Source organism: Marinibium conchae (assembly GCF_015595035.1).
Lineage (GTDB): Bacteria > Pseudomonadota > Gammaproteobacteria > Enterobacterales > Alteromonadaceae > Glaciecola.
This window is the reverse complement of sequence record NZ_JADNRN010000001.1, coordinates 789137-812582: the sequence shown is the minus strand read 5'-3', so window position 1 is coordinate 812582 and position 23446 is coordinate 789137. Positions and strand designations below refer to the sequence as shown.

Annotated in this window: 20 protein-coding genes and 1 other RNA gene; 5 read left to right on the top strand and 16 right to left on the bottom strand. The window is 42.4% G+C overall.

Annotated features, from left to right (window positions below; all coding sequences use genetic code 11):
* Window position 1 precedes the first annotated feature (1 nt).
* Window positions 2-2257, top strand: a complete 2256-nt coding sequence (locus ISG33_RS03395; protein WP_195732136.1) for a tRNA(Met) cytidine acetyltransferase TmcA domain-containing protein — start codon at window positions 2-4, stop codon at window positions 2255-2257.
* 88 nt (window positions 2258-2345) lie between these two features.
* On the opposite strand, the gene ISG33_RS03390 is transcribed toward ISG33_RS03395, so the two are convergent.
* The 6 genes from ISG33_RS03390 to ISG33_RS03365 are packed head-to-tail and all read right to left on the bottom strand — an operon-like array spanning window position 2346 to window position 7293.
* Complete coding sequence (locus ISG33_RS03390) at window positions 2346-3617, bottom strand: tetratricopeptide repeat protein (RefSeq protein ID WP_195732135.1); 1272 nt, start codon at window positions 3615-3617, stop codon at window positions 2346-2348.
* A gap of 1 nt (window position 3618) precedes the next feature.
* Window positions 3619-4227 (bottom strand): energy transducer TonB, encoded by a 609-nt coding sequence (locus ISG33_RS03385; RefSeq protein ID WP_195732134.1) that lies wholly within the window; start codon window positions 4225-4227, stop codon window positions 3619-3621.
* 1 nt (window position 4228) lies between these two features.
* A complete protein-coding gene (locus ISG33_RS03380) occupies window positions 4229-4627 on the bottom strand; it encodes an ExbD/TolR family protein (RefSeq protein ID WP_195732133.1) in 399 nt (132 codons plus the stop codon).
* Window positions 4628-4638: 11 nt separating this feature from the next.
* Window positions 4639-5163 carry a MotA/TolQ/ExbB proton channel family protein gene (locus tag ISG33_RS03375; protein ID WP_195732132.1) on the bottom strand — a complete coding sequence of 175 codons (525 nt, stop codon included), beginning with the start codon at window positions 5161-5163 and terminating at the stop codon, window positions 4639-4641.
* Window position 5164: 1 nt separating this feature from the next.
* A complete protein-coding gene (locus ISG33_RS03370; protein WP_195732131.1) occupies window positions 5165-6523 on the bottom strand; it encodes a MotA/TolQ/ExbB proton channel family protein in 1359 nt (452 codons plus the stop codon).
* A 5-nt stretch (window positions 6524-6528) separates the two neighbouring features.
* Window positions 6529-7293 carry a DUF3450 domain-containing protein gene (locus ISG33_RS03365; protein ID WP_195732130.1) on the bottom strand — a complete coding sequence of 255 codons (765 nt, stop codon included), beginning with the start codon at window positions 7291-7293 and terminating at the stop codon, window positions 6529-6531.
* Window positions 7294-7590: 297 nt separating this feature from the next.
* Here ISG33_RS03365 and ISG33_RS03360 point away from each other — a divergent pair, with 297 nt between their 5' ends.
* Complete coding sequence (locus ISG33_RS03360) at window positions 7591-8316, top strand: SapC family protein (RefSeq protein ID WP_195732129.1); 726 nt, start codon at window positions 7591-7593, stop codon at window positions 8314-8316.
* 6 nt (window positions 8317-8322) lie between these two features.
* Window positions 8323-9030 (top strand): 2OG-Fe(II) oxygenase, encoded by a 708-nt coding sequence (locus tag ISG33_RS03355; protein ID WP_195732128.1) that lies wholly within the window; start codon window positions 8323-8325, stop codon window positions 9028-9030.
* Here the strand turns inward: ISG33_RS03355 and ISG33_RS03350 are convergent.
* The 4 genes from ISG33_RS03350 to ISG33_RS03335 all read right to left on the bottom strand — a co-directional run bounded on the left by ISG33_RS03350 (window position 9027) and on the right by ISG33_RS03335 (window position 16063).
* Window positions 9027-10316: an aspartyl/asparaginyl beta-hydroxylase domain-containing protein gene (locus ISG33_RS03350; RefSeq protein ID WP_195732127.1), complete on the bottom strand. Its 1290-nt coding sequence runs from the start codon at window positions 10314-10316 to the stop codon at window positions 9027-9029. The two genes, ISG33_RS03355 and ISG33_RS03350, sit on opposite strands and share 4 nt — an antisense overlap.
* Window positions 10316-11233, bottom strand: coding sequence for a class I SAM-dependent methyltransferase (locus tag ISG33_RS03345; protein ID WP_195732126.1), 918 nt, complete (start codon window positions 11231-11233; stop codon window positions 10316-10318). Before ISG33_RS03345 ends, ISG33_RS03350 begins: the two co-directional genes overlap by 1 nt.
* Before the next feature lie 25 nt (window positions 11234-11258).
* Window positions 11259-13076, bottom strand: coding sequence for a putative 2OG-Fe(II) oxygenase (locus ISG33_RS03340; protein WP_195732125.1), 1818 nt, complete (start codon window positions 13074-13076; stop codon window positions 11259-11261).
* Between the two features lie 125 nt (window positions 13077-13201).
* On the bottom strand, window positions 13202-16063 hold the full coding sequence (locus ISG33_RS03335) for a TonB-dependent receptor domain-containing protein (RefSeq protein ID WP_195732124.1): 2862 nt from the start codon (window positions 16061-16063) through the stop codon (window positions 13202-13204).
* Between the two features lie 467 nt (window positions 16064-16530).
* Between ISG33_RS03335 and ISG33_RS03330 the strand changes: the two genes are divergently transcribed.
* Window positions 16531-16818, top strand: coding sequence for a late competence development ComFB family protein (locus ISG33_RS03330; protein WP_195732123.1), 288 nt, complete (start codon window positions 16531-16533; stop codon window positions 16816-16818).
* Window positions 16819-16858: 40 nt separating this feature from the next.
* On the opposite strand, the gene ffs is transcribed toward ISG33_RS03330, so the two are convergent.
* An RNA gene (ffs, locus tag ISG33_RS03325) (signal recognition particle sRNA small type) lies at window positions 16859-16955 on the bottom strand.
* 117 nt (window positions 16956-17072) lie between these two features.
* Complete coding sequence (locus ISG33_RS03320) at window positions 17073-18125, bottom strand: Glu/Leu/Phe/Val dehydrogenase dimerization domain-containing protein (protein ID WP_195732122.1); 1053 nt, start codon at window positions 18123-18125, stop codon at window positions 17073-17075.
* Window positions 18126-18370: 245 nt separating this feature from the next.
* Between ISG33_RS03320 and ISG33_RS03315 the strand changes: the two genes are divergently transcribed.
* Complete coding sequence (locus ISG33_RS03315) at window positions 18371-18838, top strand: Lrp/AsnC family transcriptional regulator (protein WP_195732121.1); 468 nt, start codon at window positions 18371-18373, stop codon at window positions 18836-18838.
* Window positions 18839-18878: 40 nt separating this feature from the next.
* Here ISG33_RS03315 and maiA read toward each other — a convergent pair whose 3' ends face one another.
* From maiA to phhA, 4 genes are all read right to left on the bottom strand, one after another.
* Window positions 18879-19532: a maleylacetoacetate isomerase gene (gene maiA, locus ISG33_RS03310; RefSeq protein ID WP_195732120.1), complete on the bottom strand. Its 654-nt coding sequence runs from the start codon at window positions 19530-19532 to the stop codon at window positions 18879-18881.
* 13 nt (window positions 19533-19545) lie between these two features.
* Entirely contained in the window at window positions 19546-20556 is a 1011-nt protein-coding gene (locus tag ISG33_RS03305) for a fumarylacetoacetate hydrolase family protein (protein ID WP_195732119.1), read from the bottom strand.
* A 163-nt stretch (window positions 20557-20719) separates the two neighbouring features.
* Window positions 20720-22273, bottom strand: coding sequence for a transcriptional regulator TyrR (gene tyrR / locus ISG33_RS03300; RefSeq protein ID WP_195732118.1), 1554 nt, complete (start codon window positions 22271-22273; stop codon window positions 20720-20722).
* Between the two features lie 166 nt (window positions 22274-22439).
* Entirely contained in the window at window positions 22440-23267 is an 828-nt protein-coding gene (gene phhA / locus ISG33_RS03295) for a phenylalanine 4-monooxygenase (protein WP_195732117.1), read from the bottom strand.
* Between the last annotated feature and the right edge of the window lie 179 nt (window positions 23268-23446).

Sequence of the window (23446 nt, the reverse complement as noted above, 5' to 3'; positions counted from 1 at the left end):
GATGGATTTACAGCAATGGCTAAAACTCAGGCAAGACTGTGATTGTCATCGACAGCTATTGCTTATATCAGGAAGTAAAAGCTGGGCTTGCAAGCAAGTGCTACGGTTAACTCCCGACCGGCTAGCAGCAAATACGACTAAACACGCAAGTCGCCTACTTGTCTCTAATTCCGATTTACTTACAGAACAACAGCTGCGCGACGAGAGTTACCCTCCACTTTCCACCTCCTCTATCAAACACTATAAACAGCACCTAGGTAGCGAGTATCACTGTGTAATTTATAATGCATTTGATGGTGTTAAGCCGAGTGCTATGCTGGCCTTAGAGGGCACAGTAGCAAAAAGAGGCCTATTTGTTATTTTATGCCCTAAGCTTGATGACTGGCCTGACTACGAAGCAGCGCAACAGGGAATAAGCTTCAGCTACCAAGAAGAACAGCACTTTAGCTACTATACCGCAAGACTAGTAGCAAAGAGCAAAAACGATTGCTTCACTGCTATTTTGCAAGAATCTGGGCCCCAGCACTTTCCACTCGCACATGCAAAACAAGCAAACGCTGCCAATGAACAGGCGAGAATGCGCGCTATAAGCGAAACACAACTACACTACAAACAGCAGATTTCTTCGCATTTTAAGCAGAATGGCCGCTGTAGTATCATTCGCGCGAAAAGAGGCCGCGGTAAATCAACGCTCTTGGGCTTGATCGCGTTTGAGTTTCTGCTGTTCAGCAAAGCAACTCTGTATATAACCGCCCCTACTGTAAAACACTGCAAGAAAGCCATAGAAAAATTTACAGAATGCCAAGAGGAAGTGCTCGGTAGTTTGACGAAGGAACAACAAGATGGCTCACTTAGTTTCGTCCCGATTGATAGGCTCGATGAACTAAGCAGTGACTCTATTTTGTTTATTGACGAAGCAGCATCTATTGCCCCAGCTTCAATAATCAAGGCCTGCGGGCGTTTTGCCCACACAATACTTGCAAGCACATCAGTTGGCTATGAAGGAAGCGGGCTCGGTTTCAACTTGAAAGTGTTGCCAAAGCTATACGCTCTTGGAACGAAAACGAAAGAATTCACCCTCAGCTCCCCAATTAGATGGTTTGAAAACTGTGTGCTTGAAGCTGTTTTCGAGGATATTTTTGTTCCTGAACCGAAAAATACAAAAACACAGATATTGAACAACAACACTCAAGAGGCTTGGGACGCTGAAAAACTCTGCTTTCAAACTTTTACCCCGCCCGAACTATTCCAAAATGAGGAGTTGTTAGTCGACGTATTTTACATGTTATTGCAAAGTCACTATCAAACTACGCCCGACGATTTGATGCGCCTAATGGATAGCGAACGCAATTTTGTCGTTACCGCCATCGCTGCTAATTCTATGCTAGTCGCAGTAGCTAACGTCGTTGTTGAAGGAAATATAAAAGAACATGATGAGAACACTAGTAGTTTGATTAACGGTAGTCGACGATTTAATGGCCACCTTGTAGCACAAAACCTAGCAACAACATTTTTAGAGTCTATGTTCTTACAACAAAAATCCTGGCGAATAAGCAGAGTTGCAGTCGAACATACAGTCAGAAAACGAGGTTTTGGTAGTGCTCTGCTGAGACAAATCGCACAGATTGCAAACTCTTTACCTTTGGATAACCAACCGACATTCTTGAGTACGTCATTTGGACGTACCGACGAATTATATCGATGGTGGACCAAATGCGACTATCACTTCATTAAGTTTGGCTTAAGAAAAGACACATCTAGCGGCGAAAGAAGCGTCATATTGATAAAACCTTTAAGCAGCATAAGCATCGATAAAGTGCAGCAACTTATATATCAAGTCATATTTAGACTGCATAGCCTAATGGCTAACGATAAGCAAAATGAAAGCTTCACTGAAGAGCAATATCATCACATGGTAAACACCGCGGAAATAGGGTCAGACAAGTTGTTATACACATTTGAACAGCTTTGTTACTCCCTTCAGCTTTTTATTGAGGGCGCGCGCCCGTTTTCAAATGTCAAAGATGACCTATTTACTATAATTGCGATTAACAACAAAGCCAGTCAGTTATCAAAGTGGCTCGGCGATAATGATAACATTCCTTTCATCCAAAACCTTCGCAGGTGTAGCCTAGCCCGGCTGGAATCTGCCATTACCATCTATTCAAAAGCCCACACACCAAAAGAAATTAAATTAAAACAAATGAATATTATTAGAGAGGAAGTTATTACAACACTGCGGCAATTGATACTATAGCAAGAATAGCAAGGCATAAAAAAAGCTCCCGAAGGAGCTTCTTTACTAGGTACGACTAAATACAAAGTGGCATATACTATGCCTTAAACTAAATATTAATACCCTTATTAGACGCTTTATTTCTAATATGCGGCTCCCAAGCTAATGCATTCTTGCGCATGGCGCGGAACTTCTTAGCTTCTTGAGTTGCCTTCATTGCAGCTCTTAGGTCGCCAGAATAGAAATGAGCTTCTATAAGTGCATAGTGCACTTTGCCCAAGTTATCTTCGTTATTCACAAGTGCTTTGTTCAAGGCTTGGATAGCGCCCTTGTAGTCACCAGCTGATAACAGCATAGCTCCTTGACGTCTATACAAGTCATTATCATTACCTTCAACAGCAGCAAGCGCAAAGTACTTTGCAGCATCTTTGAATTCGCGAGCTTGATAATACGAATTAGCAATACCTTCGAGATTAGTATCGGTGCGTGGAATGACACCATCATTCAAATACTTCTCAACGATTTTAGCTGATTTGTAAGGCGCTCCGTTGACAGCATGTAGCTGTGCCAGTGAACGGTACTGACTAGCTGTTTTAAGATGGCCCATTTTATAAGCTAATTCAAACATTGCTAAAGCTTTGTCGTAAGATTCAACGATTTGATAAAACAAACCTAAGCGCGTGTACCAGACATCTGAATCAGGGAAAACCTGAACAGCAGTTTCCAGCACATCGATGGCTTCAGCGTACATCTTACGCTCATAATAAGACTGAACTTTGAGAGAGTACGCCCCTTGATTAGGCTTCTCCATCAACTCAATAGCTTTGTCTGCTGGCGCAATAACCTCAGCTTGTTTTTTCATTTCGCTGAAGCTTCGTGCAATTTTGAGATAAGCAACACCGTCTTCTTGACAGGTGAAGTCCATCCAACGCTCAAACCACTCAATGGCTTTTGCATAATTGCCTTCTGCATACTCGAGGTCGCCCATCAACTTCAGCAGCGGAGCATGGTCGTTATCGTTAAGTACCTTAACTTTAACAGCACGCTCTATGTAGTCTTTTGCTTCAGAACGTCTATCTTCGTCTGATACCAGAAGTTGCCCAAGAAAGCGGTCAACAGAAGCTCTGTCAAAAGGGTCTTTGGCTTCAATCTCATAGAGCAGATCGATAGCTTCCTTAACAAGGTCTTGGTTGTAAGCTTCAAAAGCCTTGTTCAGCTTTTTACCCGTTTTTTCGCTAAGCAACTGCGTTTTTGCCGGCTTGTAACCAGGACATTGAACTTGCAAGTTTGCCTGAGCAAAGGATGCTGAGGAATAAGACCCCAGCAACAATATCGAGCTGATAACAACTGAAGTTTTTAGATTTTTAAATTGCTTTTTCATATCATTGGTCCAACTTAAAGTCTAATTGTACTTCCAAACCGAATTGCTTCTGAGCTACCCCATCAACAACCTTAGGTCTGTACTTCCACTTACGAAGCGCGCGTTTCGCCGCACGATCGAAAATTCGCTTTGGTTCTGCATCGATAACATTGACGTCTTCAACACCACCAACTTCGTTAATGGTAAATGATAAACGCACCCAACCCTCTTTTCCGTCGCGAGATGCTTGTGGCGGATAATCCGGTGGTATACGAACGATAGGAGCTGCGTCACCATCACGCATTGCACCAATACCACCGATACTCACACCAATGTCGCCAGTATCAACGCTAGGTAGAGCTAAACTAAAACCGTCTGTGCTAGGCTCGGCAGTGTCGGGCTCAACAAGATCGAGCTTTGGTGGCTCTTGTGGCGGTGGTGGCGGTGGTGGCGGTGTGCGCACACGTTGTTGTATCTCGTCATCAGGTTGTTGCATTACAATATCGATAACTGGAATCGGCTCAAGCGCTTCTTGCGCTTGCCCATCGTTTTCAATCAACTTGGCCATGATGACGAATAAACCAAACGCGATAGCCGCACCGATTAAGATGGAACTTATCAATCTAACCATGCTAACTCCTCACCGCAATTGCGACACGGTCTATCCCTGCTTCTTTCACCTGATCCATTACCTTAACAACAATACCGTGCTTGGCTTTGCTATCTGCTTGAATGAATACAACTTCAGAGGGTTGTTCCGCTAATAACTTTTCCAGGTTCGCACCAACGGCCTCGACAGAAATTTCACGTCGATCCATCCATACATCACCGCTCTCAGTAATCGCAATAAATATATTAGCTTTTTTCTTCAACACCGCAGTTTCGCCATCGGGTTTGTTAACTTCCATACCCGCTTGTTTAACGAACACCGTAGTAACAATGAAGAATATAAGCATAATGAAGACAACGTCCAACATCGGCGTCATGTCGATTTGGGCGTCTTCTTCTTGTTCTCTTACTTTACGACCCATACTAATCTCTCTTAATGATGTGGCAGACTATCGATTAAGGTCTCTTTCGCAATCTTAGCTTTCGCTTCGAGGCGTGAACTGAAAAACAGTCCTGAAAGAGCTGCAACCATTCCTGCCATTGTAGGAATTGTTGCCATCGAAATACCGGCTGCCATGACTCTTGGGTTGCCAGTACCTTGCGTAGCCATACTCTCAAATACACCGATCATACCTGTTACAGTACCTAACAATCCAATTAGAGGACACATCGCCACTAAAGTTCGAATTACTAGTAATCTTGCATTTAAAGAATCTGACGCCTGTGAAATCCACGTGTCACGAATTCTATGCGCGTACCATGAAGTGGTATCGTTTCTGCTATCCCAATCAGCAATTATTTGCTTTTTAACTGAAGGAAATACAGAGGTGTAATACCAATAGCGCTCAACCATTAAAACCCACATTAGGAAAAGCGCTAAGGCGACGAAATACAGCACGTCACCGCCGGTAGCGATAAAGTCCCTGACAGATTCCCATAATCCAATCAGGTACAACATATTAAACTCTCTCCGACTCAGCTTTCGCTGCGATGAAGCCTGCTGTTTGCTCATCAAGTACATGAACAATCGACTTCGCTTTAGAAGCGACAACACTGTGTACAAGAATAAGTGGTAAGGCTGCAATAATACCTTGCGCAGTTGTTACAAGCGCCATCGAGATTGAACCAGCCATGATTCTAGGGTCACCGGTACCAAACAAAGTGATTTGTTGGAAGGTTTCAATCATACCTAGTACCGTACCGAGTAGACCAAGTAATGGTGCAATGGCAGCAAATATCTTAATGATATTCACACCAGCATCAATGCGCGGCAGTTCACGTAAGATAGCTTCATCAAGCTTAAGCTCAAGGGTTTCTACGTCAGCTTCTCTGTTATCTTGATATACCGTTAGAATTCGACCAAGTGGATTCTTCTCGCTCGGATCATCGATATTTTTAAGCTGTGACTTCATCTTCGCGCCAGAGGCGTTTAGTGTAACAAACTTATATAAACCGATAAGTAGACCAATAATTAGCATGGCTGTGATGGTATAACCTACCTCAGCACCAGCATGATAACGCTCGGACCAAGTTGCTTTTTGCTTGAATAAATTAAGAATTGTGCCGCGTGAAGGATCCACGTAAACAGGAATGAGGCCAGAGCTTGCGCTCAACAAGTCTTGAGTAGTACTTACCTGAAAACCATCAGGCTGGCGACCAAGCGGCTCAACCGTATTGTCGTCATCATTGTAAACTAAGTAACCCTGCTCACCGATAAGGTTGAAAGTACCAATACGAATAACTTCTTGTACAGACTTGCCGCCTTCAAGGTTAAGCACTTCAACTTCGAATTTTTCTACTTGTCCAGAAGCCGTCATTTCTGTTTGAAGAGATAACCAAAGCTGACGAAGCTCTTGAATGTTTGGTAGACCTTTCGCATCGTTAGACATTTCTGCTAAGAACGCATCACGACCTGGGTACTGTGCGCTCACTATCGACGTTGAGATTCGGCCGTAAGCATCAGCAGACGCTTGACGTACAACACCAAACATCTCACCTAAATCGCCTTTTGCAGCTTCAAGCTCTGCATCTTTGTCGATAAGTGTTTGTTCGTTTGCAGCAAATTGTGCCGCCAAACGATCACCGCGAGCTTGCTCAGCTGCTAATGCCGCTTTCGCTTCGCGAAGTAAGCGTGCTTGTTGGTCACGATCTCTTTTGAACTCAGCTTCGCGCTGTTGGTTTTCACGAGATTGTGCCGTTGCGCTTTGCTCAACCTTTTTCAATAACTCTTGTAATGTCGTTGATTGTTGTGCCTGTGCAACCGATGAGATACATGCGATTGCCGCTGCAGCAACAAGTGTTTTTATTGTTGTTTTCATTAACCTTACTCCGCAGCTTCAATTGGTAATTTAATTAGGTCTTGTGGAACAAGGCCTTTTGCCATACGAACAGCATTGATAATAGAACTTAAGTACTCATCACCAAGCTTTTGATAGCTTCTAGCTTTATTATCCCAAACCCAGGCACTCTTTTGGTCTTTAGATAGCGCTAATAAAGCTGTTCGACCTAAATTGAAGAAATCAACGGTAATCTCTTGGCCACCATCCTCGATAGTACCAGTCTTGGATTCAATCTTGGTGCCATACTCGTTTTCAGTTTGATAGGCCTCGAGTACTAAACGAAAACGCTCTGCTACGGTTACGTTGGAATTCGTCATTACGTCGCGCAAGCCTTGAATACGGTTACGACGCTCGTCGATATTGATAGGAATATCCAAATTGACAAATTCTTCGAGTGAATCAATCATGCTGAACATCAATGGAACAATGTTTTGTCTTGTTTCATCAATTGAATCAATTTGGCGTTGGTAAGAATCGATACCGCGTTGCTGGTCTGCAACTAGGTTGGCTAAATAGTCGTTGTATACTTTTAAGCCTTCCGTGGTGTCAATTACATTTCTGTATTCAGCCAATAGTTCTTGTGACTGTTCGAAAAGGTTATTGATTTTCTCTTGAGATTTCGCTGAGGCTTTCTGGACTTTTATTTCTGCTTTTTGTAAATCCTGAAGCTGATCTGCAGAGGCGATCGAAGCGTTTCCAAGTGCTAGTGCACCAAGAATGCATGACGCTATTTGAGTTCTCTTGCTCATTTTGGACATATTCCCAACCATTATTTGATGTTCACGCCGCTTAGTTTTGCCGGCGGAGAAATTATAATTATCATAGTCGTACACGCGTAACACATGCACTCCCGGTAGATAGTCACAGGATGTAAGCTAAATGTCAAGATGGCAGAAGCTCAGAATCACTTCGATAGTGTATTTTTTTCTACATTTTATTTACATCAATGCACTTAGTTTTTACCCGAACTTTTAGTACAATCATAAGGAATATCTGAGCAGAATTTTTTTTGCTATAAAAAACACAATACCAATATTTGGAAGCGAATGATGAATCCTACCTATGTCGCGCTTAGCGCCGACCTTCACAAAAATAAAAAAGTAAAAGAAATAGCTAACTACGCCCATGCAAAAGACTTTCATTTGGCAAGCATCTCGGTTGATGAGTTTGGATTGGCCTCAGCCAACTACCCAATTGTGTTTGTGCGCAACGACGATAAGTCTATTTCAGCCGTTGCTCTTATGGGCCTAGCACCAAAACAAAATTTGTTCATAGACTCAACATTCAATTGGCTGGTGCCCTATGTGCCAGCGATTATACGTCGCTATCCTTTTAGCTTTGTTAAAGTGAGTGCTGAATCCTCTGATATGGCCTTGTGTGTCAATGACACGAATGCTGTGCTCAATGATAGCGAGGGGCTAAATTTATTTAATAGTGACGGCACACCGTCTAGCCACCTGACAAAAGTTCAGAAGTTTTTAAGTCATATGCATAACATGCAACATCACTCACAGACTCTATTTGAGCTTCTCGACAACGAAGGTTTATTCACTGACAAAGCGCTTGAATATCAAGACAAAGGGGAAACCAAGTCAATGGGTGGCTTTATGGTGGTTGATTATGAAAAGCTGCGGTCACTTAGCGATGAAAAGTACCTTAAACTCCGCTCAATCGACAGCGCATTGGAGTGTATACACATTCATATGGGCTCACTGAATCAAGTACAAAATCTTGTACACCGAGCAAATTCACTCAGTCAAAAGGATAGCTAAAGCCGCATGCCACTTTCCATAGAATCTCCTGTTATTGACGCAAATGAAGCTCATAAGTTTGAAGCACACTACTCTTCGAAACAACGCTTTCGTATCCCTGGTTTCTTGGCGCCAAGTTCAGCAACTCGAATAGCGACAGTAGTTAAAGAAATAAGGGACTACGAGCTTGTATTTTTTGCGGGAAATGAAAATAAGGCAGTTAGAGAGTCAGAACTGCGCAAACACAGTGATGAAACCCGAGGAAACCTACAAGCACAGATTTTTCAAAACGCAGCAAACGGGGTAGGTTTTTTGTACGGGCGTCACCCTATTATAGAGGGTGAAAAGCAAGCTCCATTGCTTGAGTTTAAGCAATGGCTCAACAGCCCACAGACAATTGATTGGGTAAGAACTGTTACTGGGCACCACGATATTAGTCATGCCGACGCTAACGTTACGCGCTTTGCTCGAGGCGAGTTTTTAACGCGTCATAACGATGTCGCGCCTAATGAAACCCGTAGAGTTGCCTTTGTGATGAACCTCTCTGAACAGTGGCATGCGGATTGGGGTGGCTTATTGCAGTTTTTCGAGAGCGATGGCACCTCAGTCGAGTCTTACACTCCAACATTCAACAGCTTAAGCCTGTTTGATGTGAGCCGCCCACACTCAGTTACCTGTGTCGCACCATTTTCGCCGGCCTTGCGACTTAGTATTAGTGGTTGGTTTAGAGCTTAATCAATGACTCTCTCTGGGGCTTCACTCATAATCGCTTTTAACTTTTCATCGCGACTTTCAAACCAGTTATGGCGTTGAGTGAAGCTACTCTTTATTGCTTTTATTTCGGCGCCACTCAGATGTGGGTGCCAAATAGAGAACAGTAACACCACTCGGAGTTTGTCACTATCATTCTTGGCACTATGGATAAAAGAGTCATCAAATACTATCAGTTCGCCGTTCTTCCAGTAATAGTCGCTTCTTCGCACACTCAGCGTACAGTTATCAGGTATGTCAATACCTAAATGTACGGTTAAACTATGATTTGATAGACCATAGTGTTCTGGAATAGCTTGCCCAGCTTGCAAAATAGAAAAGAACACTTCGTCGGGATTGTCACCACGGCCACATAGCGGAATCAACTTCAAGGCAGCTAAGGTTTTAGGGAAATGTTGCTTGGCGAAGTTTGACAACAAGCCTTCGCGATATAAATCTAAAGCAGTCCATCTTTGCTTTCCAGCAAGTTGAGTAAGCTCAGCATTATTCTCAAAATGTTCATCTAGATAAGGCCTCGCATGATCTGCAATATTTTTGGTTACTGCCCTGAACTCTGCCAAAATATCGGGGTACTGCTTGCAGAAAGCCTCTGCCCAAGGAAACTGCTCTAGTTCCCAGACTCCCTTAGCAACCAGGTTTGGCACGTAAAACAAATGGGGTCTTTGGTCATGCAGAGCAAAGCTAAAGGGTCTCAAGTGTGTTCTTGTCCATATGGCTTCGGCAATGCGAACGCGCTCTTCTGCATATTGTGAAGGCTTAGTGTGTGCTTCTATGTATGAAGTGTCTTGGTTCTCGACATCAAGAGTTAAGGCGTTTCGATGCAATTCGTCAAAAAACACTAACAGTGTTCTTCCCGCAAATACGAGCTTCTGCATTACTTGAGGATTGAAATTAAAGGACTGGTGGTCGTAGAACCATTGTGGTGCCATATCAAAGAGCTTTGAAAATAACACAATCGCTTCAGGGCTTGCTTTAAGCTGACCATGGCAGTCTTCCGACAATAGATAACCTAGTGACAAGTAGGCAATTGGCGTTGCCTCATTTAATCGAATACATGATTTATGCAAGTCTTTTGCGGCCTCCCTATCACCCAATTGCTCTTCAACATTGGCCAGAAAGTTTAATGCCGCGAAGGATGAAGGTTCGGATTTTGCTAATGCTCTGGCCAAATTGACACCTTCAGAAATTTCATCACTATTTAATTTCAAACTAATACTATCAATGCTTTGCTTTATCTCATCTTCAGTCATTAGCTTCCCTTACTACCAACGATTTGCCAGGCCAATAAGTCCAAAGTACCATCTTTATTTTCGACTTCGAACGCCTTCTTCGTTTCAATAGCTAAGTCATTGTTCTCGGCTAGCCTTTCCATCATCACAAGATCATCCTCCGACATCGCTGCTGCACAGAGTTGCTTGAGTCGCGAATGCTCAGCTTTTACTCGTGTAATGACATCACTAATGCTGCCTTGTGTTTCGGGCATTCCTTGTTGCTGAATAAAGTGATTGATAGCTGAGAATATTTGACCACTAATGGCTTGTGTTTTAATTTGAGCCGTATGTAGATAATTTTGCCCCGACAGCTCTAAATCACTTACCGACAAATCAGAATGAGAGAAGCGCCATAAGTCGCTAATTAGGCCACCGTCTTGTAATAGGTAGGCAAGCTCGTCTCTTTTCCTTGCGTTGGAGTGCAGTAAGGAGCTCTCACTATGGTGTATTAATAGCTGAAAAATTCCACCAGGGCGCAGTAAACGGCTAATTTCTTGAAGCACTGACTGCATAGAGTCAGTGCCATTTGTGCACATCGCGTACTCTACACCGAATTGACTCGTAATAAGGTCAAAACTCTGGTTTTTAAATGGTGTTTGAGTGATGTCAATGTTGGAAAGAAACTGTGGAGAATGTTCATCATGTTGGCTTGCTGAAACAATCTTTGCCCTATCAATACCGGTAAGTTGCAACTTTGACTCAGCTTTGTGCAGTAAATGAACAACCGCGCCATTACCTGTTGCTAAGTCGAGCACCTTGGGTGTCTGTGGCAGGCGCGATAAATGCGAGGTCCAGAAAACAAACAAGGCATTATCCACAAGTTCATCTGATTGGGTAACACAGCTGTTTATTATCCCACTTTGCCAATAGAGATCCCAAGCTTCAGTATCGTTCATTTGTTTTGACTTCCATGATTAATTGCTACTTCGGGACGACATCAAATGGCGCAGTTAACCTCATTTGTGACGAAAAGTAAGGCAAGGTTCCGTGCCACATATAAGATGGAAAGAGCACTAATTGCCCTGCTCTCGGTGTGATACTAAGGCTAGGTTCATCGGCCTCACCTAATTCTAAGGGCGACTGACCAAAGCGTATACAGCCCTCATTCTCACTCAAGTTATCTGGTACTGAAATATAGCAGGCCGAACTTATCCATCCCTCTGGATGCACATGATTGACGTGAAAACCTTCATCATGCAACTTAACTGACCAACTACCAGTAATCTCAAATTCATTACTTTTCCGACTTAAAAAAGGATGTGCCTGAAGTTCACCTTTTGCATCGGGTAATTCTGCAATATATTGGGCAATGATTGTCTCATAAGCCCATTTTAACTTGTCTAACAACGGATGCTCCCGCTCTAGTAAACGCCCTGGTGTTTGCGTTCCTTTTTTAAGCGTTTGTTGAAGTGGCCTCTTGTTTGTGGTGTGCATACTCACCAACAAGTCCTTTAAGTCTGAGAGAAAGCTAGCTAAGTTGTCGTAGCCATCGGGCACAGGCAATGTATATGTTTTTACAGTAGAGCTAAACATATGGTAGTTATCGTAAGTTTCTCTATCGCAGAGTTTCAGACAAGTTGCTTCATAGGCTAACACTAATTGATTGTTAGGATAGTGAGACTTCAAATACTCAATCGTATTGGTCACCAATGCATAATTCTTTAAGGATAGGCCTAGCTTCACTAATTCGATACCGTTGTTCAAATTTGAACGTGACGCAAAGGCCGTCTTTGAAAGTCTGAGGGCTTCAGTTAATTTACCTGCATTGGCAAAATGCCGTGCTTTTTGGGCTAGATAGCGATTGTTTTCCGGCGCTAACGAAAGCCCAGTATCAATTGCTCTAGCGCTTTTTTCTATAAAGTCTGCACTTACAAGAGAGTCGATATAGTCAGCGCGAAGTTCATGTTCGTTTGGTAATGATAGCAAAGCAGCCTCATAACTTTTACCAAAGGCTTGCAAATCAGCAAGTTGATAAAGCATTTCATTGTACTGCTGATGGGCTGCACGATAATTAGGACGGATGGCAATCGCTTTTTCAAAACAGTCTTTCGCTAACACATGCTCATGCGTCTCAAAATAACAAAGTGCTAAATGATAATAGGCCATAGGACTTTCGACCTTTTCTATTAGCGCTGTTAAGTGGCTAATTGCCTCGGTGAACTGATTGTTTTTTGCAAGTGAAGACGCTAAAGCTATGCTTGCCTCAGTATAGTTAGGCTGTGTTTTTAATACGAGTCTATATTCGACAATAGCCTGCTCATATTGTTTTTTAGCGACTAATAAATCAGCTTTTAACTTTTGATAGATAGGCCAATTCGAAAAAATGTCATGGTGGCTATTTAAAAGCGTATCGGCCTCAACTAGGCGGGTTTCTTCGAGTAAAATAATCAAGCAATTTTTAAAAGCATCTTGATAATTAGACTGTAAGCTTAATGCTTTACTATAGTGTTCTATGGCTTTATTTGAATCTGTGAGCGCTTTAAATATGTTTGCGAGATTATTGTGAAATTCGGCTTGCTTGGGGTAACGTTGTGTCAATTCCTGCAATATGTCTTTAGCGCGCTCTAATTGCCCTGTTGACTTTAACGCTAAGGCATAAAAGTGTTGAACATTAGGATGTGCCTGCACTTGCTTACTCAAACCTTTGTATTTGCTCAGCGCAAGCTGCGAGTTACCACTTTGAATGTCCTTTGCGATTGACTGCAATAAATGCTGAAGCTGTTGAGATGAAGATGACACGTAACGCATGCTCTTTAGTTTAAATGACGTTGATAGTTTATCATCGAACGCTTAATGTTCACCTATTTAAGATAAAAAAAGCCGACTCATGTCGGCTTTTTTACTTAATTATACTCTGTTCCTTCTTAGAAGGTGTAAGTACCACTTATGAAGAGACGACGGCCAAGTACGTCGTATACTTCAGGGAAGGTGTTAGCCTGCTGTTGTTGGTCACCAATCGGAGTAGCTTCTTCTTCGAAGATGTTTCGAATACCGAAGTTAACCGAGAATGCGTCAGTAACCATATAAGCCGCACTTAAATCAACGTAGTATGCTTTTGCAAGTTCAGGTACTACGATACTGTCGCGGTCTACACCACCATTCACGATAGTGTCATCGTCTACTTCAGATAGGTGTCTTAGTAAAGCAGAAACCGTCAAAGGACCTGTGTTCCAAGTTGCTCGAACATTATACTGGAATTTAGAGCGGGGAATACCACAGGTATTACCGAACGAACCAGCACACTCGAACACTCTATCAAAACCAGTTACTGGCGTAGTGTCAAATTTATCAAGGAAGGTACTTCTAAATTGCACATTAACGGTTGATGTGTCTTCAAACAAGCCAAAACCAACTTCAGTCGTATAGTTTGCATTTAAGTCTATACCGCTAGTTGAGATTTGCGCTATGTTATCGTTTAATACCGTAGCTACGTCGACGTTACCATCCGCTCTACGCTCTATTACCTGACAGAATTCGCTGTTAGCATCTTGAACTACGTTATAACAAAGATCTAAGGTATTGTTTACACCACCACCAAACACATCAATTGCGTTTTCTATTTTGATATCAAAATAATCTATCGTAACATCCAAACCTTCCATTGGCTCAACAACTAAGCCTACAGTAAGAGTATCTGAGGTTTCCTCTTGGAGATCTTCGAAACCACCAAATGTACCTTCTATTTGGCTATTAGCTTGAGTGAAAACCCCTGTTTGCCCAACTGGAACACCGGTTGCTTCACATAAGCTCACTAGCTGAGCTGATGGAGTAATGACGTTGTCATCCGAGTCTAAACGTTCAGCACATGGATCTGTCGCGCCAGGGAAGCCGTTTGAAGATCCCAAAAATAACTCAGAAACATTTGGTGCTCTTACCGCTTTTTGAAACCCGACTCTAACGCCAACATTTTCAGTCGGCTTATAGTTTAGCGCAGCAGCATATGAAGTTACTGAGCCAATATTAGAGTAATTAGAAGAACGTAAAGCACCCCATAGACTTAAATCTTCTGCATAGTCTTTACCAGACAGGATAGGCACAGAAAGCTCAGCAAAATATTCGCTCGAACTATATGATCCTACTGTCGCTTGGCCTGCATTGAATCCAAGAACGTCACCCGCTGAAAGGAAAGTATCTGGGCGGAAATTAGATTCGTCACGACGACGCTCGAAACCAAGCACAAGACCGATTGCTTCATCAGCACCAGGCAGAGTATATGGCAACTCACCAGCAACTGATGCTAGGAATACGTTTTGCTCAACTGTTGTTAGGTTAGTCGCACCAACGTTCACAAAGTCGATAGCTGCTTGAGAGATGTTACCTGCACCAAAGATATTTAACGGCGCACAACCACCAGATGTATCTTGACAGGCAGTGCCGTCGTCAGTAACCAAAACAGCCTGACGGAAGCGACTTTCTGCAACATCATTATTTAGCGTGTTAGTCTGTGTGAGGATCGAGCGACTCAAGTACATATCATATGTCCAGTAGTCGTTTATAGCACCGTCAAGACCGACTAGTACTCTAAATGCATCACGAGTATCAACAGACTGACGTGAACCATTCTCAACCATACGGCGACCAATGAAACCAAATGAAGCATTGTCGTCACCGTCAATAACCCCGTCACCATTGGTATCAGTTCGCTCACCATCAAGTGCAGTTTGAACATCAGCGCCAAAGAATGGGCTATCAGGGTTAACTTCTAAGTTGCTTAAGAAAGCGGGTGTAGGTGCCAACTCTTGAGGTACTTCGTTGCGCACGTAAGTCATTTCACCGTACAAACGAACTTCATCAGCAAGGTAATAATGAGAGAAAGCTTGCACAGTGTGGCGTGTTTGTGGTAACTGAAGGAAATTATCTGGAGCATAGTTGAAACGATCTGCTGGGTCTTGGAACGCACGACCAGAGCCGTCTTCCTCAAATATGCCCAAGACTTCACCATTTGGAAGTGTTGGGCCACCAAAGACTCGTGTTCCAGGCACACCTGATGAACCACCAGGTACTAATTCGCCGCCACTTTCGGTAAGAGCAACATCTGAAAAGCTTCTGTCAGCTTGAAAAATAGGCTTACGCTCAGAGTAACCCATATAAATTACAGCGTTACCTTTACCGTCAGCAAAGTTTCCACCCATGGTAATATCGAAGTTGTATTTCTCGCCATCACCTTCGCCAGTGATATCGTAAAGCGCTGTCATTTCAACGCCTTCAAAATCATCAACTAAATTAAAGTTAACAACACCACCAAGTGCGTCTGAACCAAATACCGCAGATGCACCACCGGTAATAATTTCAACGTTTTCAATTAAGCTAGCTGGGATCGTGTTTAAATCGATAACACCGTCTTGACGCGATGGTACCCAACGACGACCATTAACAAGTACCAAAGTACGATTTGTTCCTAAACCACGAAGGTTGACTGTAGCGGTGCCATCACCAGGGTTGTTAGAACTAGGTCCAAACGCAGGAAGCGTTGATGGTAGTTCGTTTAGTTTTTGCTCGATGTTTAAGTTACCTGAAATATCGAATTCAAAGTCAGATACTTCTATTACTGGAGTTACTGATGTGAGTTCTTGTCTCTTAATACGTGAACCAGTAACTTGAATTTTTTCAACTGATTTAGCGCCTTCTTCTTGAGCCGCAACATTAGTTGCAATGCTCGCAGTAGAAGCAGCACCAAACAGACAAGCCAGTTTAACTGACTTAGCTATTTTTGAGTTTGTAAACATTTATGTCTCCCTAGACACCATAAACCTAATGGTTAGTGTTATTTAATCGCTTAAACGATTTTTATAAGATGTATGAGATTTTATTCCCATACCAGCAATACTATACGTTGAGTTCAAGATTGGTCAACTAAATAGAAGGCAAATTCAGTAAATATAGGTGCTATAGCGCAACCTAGTATAATGTTTCAAGAAGAATCTGAAAGCAAAATTAGAATAAACATCCTAAAAAAATAAACTATTTAAAATATATATGCATAATAATTTGAAATAAAGAACATAAATTTCGGCACCTGCTGAAATAAGGAAGTGCAACACAAAGCAAAAACACTTATATATTTGTATGTTTTTTAACCACTAGAGTTATGGATATGCAGTTTTCGCAGATGTAAGGTGGAGAATTGAGGGAAAATGTCGATAATGTTCATATCAAGAACGAGTAATTATTCATATTACACAGCGAGGCTGTTATGAAATTAGACGACGATATTCACAATTATTATGAGCATTTGGTGCTTGAAAAAATCACTTCTTTGAAACTTGTCCAAAGTAAAAGCGATGATTTCTTAGCAGACTTAAGCTGCTTGGTGCTTAACCAATTGCCCCCTCGCTATATACGCCATGAGGTTGATATGGCATTTTATTTACCCTTGTCTGAAAGACGTCAAATGGAAATGAACGTATCGCATGCTGTCAACAATGCGGTGAAGTATTTGGAGGCTAATCCAAAGCTCGATGAGAAACCCAAACTGGATTAAGATTGTAAGCGAGATTTCATAGCTAGAGAATTTGGGTGGCAAGCTCTAGCCACATCTCGGCACATGAGTCCTTTGGTACGGCTGCTCCCTTCCGGGCCTGACCGGGTTTCCAAACTATCATTGCGAGAGAACCAGAGCTCACCATAGAAAGGTCGTTGGCGGTCAACACTTGCGTCTTCTTGACACGGTTGACCTCAACGCTGCGGATTATGACGATTAATGCGCTGTCATGCAACCGCTTGCCAGCATTTTATTTATTTTTTTAGAAATCTCTTTTCTGCCATCTCATTTGCGATGAGCGCCGTTGGCTTATTTTCATTTTCAGCAATATTAAATATCTCGGCGAGAGTATCACCAATCTTTTCAATATGAGCTTTTAAAGCAGTCGCATTGCTATCAATACCCTGATGATATATGTCAATTACACCACCCGCATTGATCACATAATCTGGCGCATAAAGAATTCCTCGTTCCACCAATTGTTGGTCAAGTTCATCATTTTCCAGTTGGTTATTCGCAGCCCCAGCAATAACTTTAGCCTTAATTAAATTTATATTGCTTAAGTTAACAGACTTTCCCAGCGCACATGGAGCAAAAACATCGACATCCAGTGCATCGATCTCACTCGTATCTACTGAAACAGCACCGAACTCAGAAACAGCCTTATTGACACCCTCAGGATAAATGTCAGCCACATACAGCTTCGCACCAGCTCGATACAAGTGCTCAGCTAATCGTATTCCGACATGACCAATACCTTTAATAGCAATCTTTTTTCCCTGTAGGTCAGTGCCGAAACGATGTTTTACCGCGGCTTTGATCCCTACAAACACACCGTAAGCTGTAGCCGGGGCTGGGTTACCATCCGCAGCGCTGCCATCAAAACTGTATTTTGAAAAAGTGCCGCCAACGTATGTCGTTTTTTGTCCCATGATATGGATATCAGACACCGCAATGCCAGAGTCTTCAGCAGTAATATATTTACCTTTGAAGGAGTCGACGAAGCGACCCATGGCTAGCATGAGATCTTCGCTTTTATCCTTTCGTGGATTTCCGATGATTACCGCTTTACCGCCACCTTGAGGAAGACCAGCCATGGCAGCTTTATAAGTCATGCCCTTAGACAAGCGCAGCACATCAGTTAACGCTTCATGGGAGTTAGCGTAAGAAAACATACGGCATCCTCCCAAACCAGGCCCCAAATTTGTATTATGAACCGCAATCACAGCCTTTAAGCCGCTTTTCTCGTCGTGACAAAAACCAACTTGCTCGTGACCCGCAAACTCTGGATGATCAAAAACGGACATATTTACCTTTTATTATTATTTTAGTTATTTGAGACTTAACCTGCGGCTGAAGGCTGCAGGTGCGGATGCTGATATTCACTATTACTGGCGTAAATTGTAGCTGATGAACCAGAGGATGTATTTTGCAATTTACAGAGCGCCCAAATGAACTTGTTGAATAAATGTATTTATTATTTCCTTTTTCTAGGATATCTATCCTATAATGGAGAAGTCAAAAGTGATAAACGTCTTACACTGGAAATATAATGAAGTTAGATAAATTTGATAGAGAAATTCTACGAGTAATGCAAAAAGATGCGACTGTGTCTATGGCAGAACTGAGCCAATGTGTAGGCTTATCTCATACACCGTGCTGGAGAAGAGTGAAGAGAATGGAAGCCGATGGCGTCATTCGTCAGAAGGTCACCTTACTCGATAGCAAAAAACTCAATTTGGGCGTTTCAGTATTTATTTACGTAACGCTTAAAAACCATGACGGTGATTCGCTCATCGATTTCGAAAAAGCCGTTCAGGAAGTTGATGAAATCGTAGAATGCCACACAACCAGTGGTGACAAAGACTACTTATTGAAAGTGATTGTTGAAAGTATTGAAGAATACGAACATTTATTAAAAAACAAGCTAACTCACCTACCCTTAGTTGATCATCTAAGTTCGACTTTTGCACTCAAACAAGTAAAAAATACTACTGAGTTGCCAATAAAAAATGTCTAAGTTAGGGTGTTTAAGCTAGCTCACTTCGCCCATGATTATTTTACTGGGCGTCTACCTGCATCTCAGGGGCCGCTCTCTTAAACGCGTCTAACTCATTACAATTTTCCCAGACCTTTTTAATAATTGGAAAGCTATTTAGGTCTAAACCGAATCGTAAGGCATTATATACCTGAGGAACTAGGCAAACATCGGCCAAAGTAATCTCATAACCATAACAGTATTTGCCAGCTCGAGTTTTTAGTCTTTTCTCTAAGGCATCAAAGCCTTTCATTATCCAGTCGCGAGACCACTGCTTAGTTTGCTCGTCAGTTGCTTCAAATTCCTCTTTTAACTTAGCTAACACACGTAAATTTGCGATGGGTTGAACGTCACAAGCAATATCTTGAGCTAGCGCCCTCACGCGAGCTCTATCTAGGGTGTGTTGAGGAAGTAAGCGAGAAGTTTGAGGGTATTTTTCGTCCAAATATTCCAAAATAGCTAACGATTGATTTAACACAATGTCTTCATCATCATCAACAAAGGTAGGCACAAGCATAGACGGGTTTAGCTTTTGATAAAATTCTGATTTTTGCTCTCCTCCGTCTTTAACCAAATGCACTGGGATGTACTCAAAATCCAACTGCTTTAGATGCAAAGCAATTCTGACTCTATAAGAGGCTGACGAACGCCAATAACCATGCAATTGAATGCTCATGCTTCTTCCTCTCTTATGCCTTTTTAACTACCTGATCAATTGCACCGAAAATTGAATCACCATGTTTATCTAACATCTCGATGCGGATACGATCACCAAAAGACATAAATGAGGTAGTCGGTTTTCCATCTCTTATCGTTTCAATCATTCTAAGTTCAGCGATGCATGAATAACCAAGACCTCCTTCACTTATTGCAGAGCCATGCTCTGTGCCTTGTTTGTTAGATACAGTACCAGAGCCAATAACACAACCTGCGCCGAGATTTCTGGTTTTCGCGGCATGCGCTATTAATTCAGCAAAGTCGAAAGTCATATCTTGCCCTGCTTCAGGCTTTCCAAAAAGCTCACCGTTGTAGTGTGATAATAGCGGTAGATGTAACTTGTTATCACTCCATGCCTCACCAAGCTCGTCAGGCGTGACCGCAACGGGCGAAAATACAGAGGATGGTTTCGATTGAAAGAAGCCGAAGCCTTTCGCTAATTCACCAGGAATGAGACCACGTAAAGACACGTCGTTAACCAACATCAACAGACGAATATGTTTACCAGCATCAGTTGCATTTACCTGCATCGGCACGTCACCGGTGATAACTGCAATCTCGCCTTCAAAGTCAATGCCGTAATCATCACTAGGTAGTAAAACGTCGTCCCGTGGTCCAATAAAATCATCTGAACCGCCCTGATACATTAGCGGATCGGTCCAAAAACTATCTGGCATTTCTGCACCTCTAGCCTTCCTCACTAACTCTACGTGATTCACGTATGCACTTCCGTCAGCCCACTGATAAGCTCTTGGTAACGGGCTTTCGCACATTGTCTCGTCAAAGTGTTGGGCGTCTTTACAAAGACCTTGGTTGAGATCGTCGTAGCGACTTTGTAACTGTGATTCAACATGTTGCCAATTGTCTAGCGCTTGTTGCATTGTTTGCGCGATACCAGTAGCGGAGACTGCGAGCGTCAAATCCTTGCTCACTACCATTAATTTACCGTCGCGCGTATCATTTTTATATGTGGCTAGTTTCATTCAATAAACCTTCTATTCTCATTATTATGCTTTTATCACGGTTACAAGCTGTGGGTATTATAGGCAAGAGCTTGCTATTAATCATCTTGCTTACGGTATAGACACCAGAGAAAATAGACGAAAAAAAAGCCCCTATATAAGGGGCTTCAGAAGACATTCGTAACTAATACTTTACAGTTGCTTTACTTATACCGTACTCGCGTAACTTGTTCGCAATTGCCGTATGACTTAATCCTAACTTTCTAGCAAGTTGGCGCGTTGATGGGTAGGAAGGATAAAGGCGTTTTAGAAGCTCTTTCTCAAACTTCTTCACTTCATGCTCAAGTGTGCCTTCGAAGTTCTCATCAATATAGTTCACCGTAGTGCTGCAACTTGGCAATTGGATAGCTTCTTTCGTTATCTCATTACCGTCCATTAGGGCAATGGCTCGGTACAGTGCATTTTCAAGCTGACGCACATTACCTGGCCACGGATATGCCTGTAAATACTCCACACAGGATTTGCTGAGCTTCGGAGAGCGAATTCCAAGTTTGTTGCTGTGCGCACGAACAATGTTTTCAGCAAGTGGAATCACATCGGCTTTGCGATCTCTGAGCGGAGGGAGCACCAAAGCAAGCACATTCAATAGGTAGAAAAGGTCCTCTCGAAAAGTGCCAAGCTCGACACATTCAGATAAGTCTTTTCCGGTAGTGCAAATGATGCGTACGTCTATGAGTTGGGCCTCTTTTTCACCCGAATGTCTAAAGTAACCATCTTCCAACACTCTCAGCAACTTTGCTTGAAGCTGTTGTGACATTTCAGATATTTCGTCAAGCACTAAGGTGCCCCCGGTTGCTTTAACTAGCAAACCTTCTTTGTTTTCCGCATCATTAAACTGACTTTTAATACAACCAAAAAGCTCCGTTTCAGCAACATCATCGGGCAGTGAAGCACAATTGAGGACGTAGTAACCGCCTTCTGCTCTGGGGCTGCTGTCGTGGCAAGCTTTTGCAATACGCTGCTTACCAGTACCTGCCTCGCCGTAAATAAGCATGTGCCCATCCAGTTCTGCCATTCGTTTAGCATCTCGAATCACTTTCTTCATCACACTGCTACTTGCTTGGAAGGTATCGAAACAGTTTGATGTCGTTTTGTTAAATACCGTAATTTGTTGTCCAAGACGCGATTCTGATTTCAATATCACCACGGCACCCGCAAGTACCGTTTTGTCGTTATCAGGAACATCCACAGGCAAAATGTCTGCGATGTAATCTTGCTCTATAAACTTAACCCGATGGGTTTGCGCGTAGATTTCTTTCGACTCTAGCCACTTTGATACACCAAAGCCTGTGAGCACATCGTCGATATTCAAAGACAAAATTTGCTCTGCTTCCATCTCTAAACCACGGGCAACAGAATCATTAAACAAAATAATCTTACCGTTTGTGTCTGTTGAGAAGCAGGGATCGGGGAGAGTCTGTAAAAGAGCCCGCAACTGGTTGCGTTCGCGCTGAATCGGCATGAAGGGTGTCGTTTTGACATCCTCAATACCTTCTATTCTTCTGATCTTCGGCATCAAGTGTTGAAAGTTCTCAAACTCAATGGTTGGAAAGTCTAGAAATATCTTGCCAGTTTCATCTATCTCTATTCCCCTCAAGTCGATGTCGTATTCCGTAAGAATATCGAGCACATCTTGAGTAATACCGAGTCTGTCTTGACAGTTTATTTCCAATCGCATGATATTAAGTTATCCGAAAAGTCACCCCAGGGTGATATTGAGCCATTTAATTATTATTCTATACGCTTTTTGGCTTGTGGAGATCAGTCACTGGATAAGCGGAGTCACCAAAAAGAGCGGACAGTCTAATAGAAGACCGTCCGACTCGTAAACAAATTTCGCTTAACTAACTGGCTAGTTTTTCTTTGGGAGGAAACTTAGGCTCGAAAAGACCTAAGCCTTTAGCTTGCTCAACTAAGGCCATAATATCCATCTCAGATATATCGAATAAATCATCGAAACTATCAAGCACGTAATATATCGGTTGCATAATATCAATGCGATAAGGCGTTCTCAGCACGTCAATTGGATTTAATGATTTTCGCTCAGGCAACTCACTTTCCAATGCATAATGCGTTTCACCAGGTGATGAAAGTATCCCGCCACCGTAAATGCGCAATCCATCAGCACTCTTGAGTAAGCCGAACTCTACCGTAAACCAATACAATCTCGCTAGATAAGAGCGATCCTCTTTACTCGCCGCTAAACCCAGCTTACCGTAGGTATGAGTGAAATGAGCAAAAGCTTTGTTGGTGAGCAACGGGCAATGACCAAATATTTCATGAAATATGTCGGGCTCTTGAAGATAATCAAACTCTTCTTCGCTACGAATAAACGTCGCTACTGGAAACTCTTTGTTTGCTAGAAGCGTAAAGAAATCACTAAAATTGATTAATGCAGGAACTTCGGCGGTTTTCCAGCCGGTTTCTCGCAGTAACACCTCGTCGATATCCTTTAACTGAGGAATTTTGTTGCTCGGTAGATTAAGCAATTCAATACCCTGCATATATTCCTTACAAGCTCTTCCCTGCAACAACTCTATTTGACGTTCATACAGTCGCTGCCAACGCTTATTCTCGTCGACCGACCATGCTATCAGACCATTTTCATCAGATTGTCGGGACTTATATTTTGTTTTTTTTGTAGTCGCGTTTTGCGTTTTTACATCTAACATCGATTTTACAATCTCGTGAGTTTTGACAAATCGATGTTAACTAATTTTTCTCAATGAGTACTTTTTCTGCGATGAGTTGAACTAGCCATAAAACACCAGAACGTAAATTTAAAATTACGAAAACAGGCTGCAACCCAATAAAACAATACAAAATTTGATTTTTTATAGCGAAATCAGAA

Coding starts and splice junctions, on each gene's coding strand:
- ISG33_RS03395 (WP_195732136.1), top strand. CDS start 2: ATGGATTTACAGCAATGGCTAAAACTCAGGCAAGACTGTGATTGTCAT.
- ISG33_RS03390 (WP_195732135.1), bottom strand. CDS start 3,617: ATGAAAAAGCAATTTAAAAATCTAAAAACTTCAGTTGTTATCAGCTCG.
- ISG33_RS03385 (WP_195732134.1), bottom strand. CDS start 4,227: ATGGTTAGATTGATAAGTTCCATCTTAATCGGTGCGGCTATCGCGTTT.
- ISG33_RS03380 (WP_195732133.1), bottom strand. CDS start 4,627: ATGGGTCGTAAAGTAAGAGAACAAGAAGAAGACGCCCAAATCGACATG.
- ISG33_RS03375 (WP_195732132.1), bottom strand. CDS start 5,163: ATGTTGTACCTGATTGGATTATGGGAATCTGTCAGGGACTTTATCGCT.
- ISG33_RS03370 (WP_195732131.1), bottom strand. CDS start 6,523: ATGAAAACAACAATAAAAACACTTGTTGCTGCAGCGGCAATCGCATGT.
- ISG33_RS03365 (WP_195732130.1), bottom strand. CDS start 7,293: ATGAGCAAGAGAACTCAAATAGCGTCATGCATTCTTGGTGCACTAGCA.
- ISG33_RS03360 (WP_195732129.1), top strand. CDS start 7,591: ATGATGAATCCTACCTATGTCGCGCTTAGCGCCGACCTTCACAAAAAT.
- ISG33_RS03355 (WP_195732128.1), top strand. CDS start 8,323: ATGCCACTTTCCATAGAATCTCCTGTTATTGACGCAAATGAAGCTCAT.
- ISG33_RS03350 (WP_195732127.1), bottom strand. CDS start 10,316: ATGACTGAAGATGAGATAAAGCAAAGCATTGATAGTATTAGTTTGAAA.
- ISG33_RS03345 (WP_195732126.1), bottom strand. CDS start 11,233: ATGAACGATACTGAAGCTTGGGATCTCTATTGGCAAAGTGGGATAATA.
- ISG33_RS03335 (WP_195732124.1), bottom strand. CDS start 16,063: ATGTTTACAAACTCAAAAATAGCTAAGTCAGTTAAACTGGCTTGTCTG.
- ISG33_RS03330 (WP_195732123.1), top strand. CDS start 16,531: ATGAAATTAGACGACGATATTCACAATTATTATGAGCATTTGGTGCTT.
- ISG33_RS03320 (WP_195732122.1), bottom strand. CDS start 18,125: ATGTCCGTTTTTGATCATCCAGAGTTTGCGGGTCACGAGCAAGTTGGT.
- ISG33_RS03315 (WP_195732121.1), top strand. CDS start 18,371: ATGAAGTTAGATAAATTTGATAGAGAAATTCTACGAGTAATGCAAAAA.
- maiA (WP_195732120.1), bottom strand. CDS start 19,532: ATGAGCATTCAATTGCATGGTTATTGGCGTTCGTCAGCCTCTTATAGA.
- ISG33_RS03305 (WP_195732119.1), bottom strand. CDS start 20,556: ATGAAACTAGCCACATATAAAAATGATACGCGCGACGGTAAATTAATG.
- tyrR (WP_195732118.1), bottom strand. CDS start 22,273: ATGCGATTGGAAATAAACTGTCAAGACAGACTCGGTATTACTCAAGAT.
- phhA (WP_195732117.1), bottom strand. CDS start 23,267: ATGTTAGATGTAAAAACGCAAAACGCGACTACAAAAAAAACAAAATAT.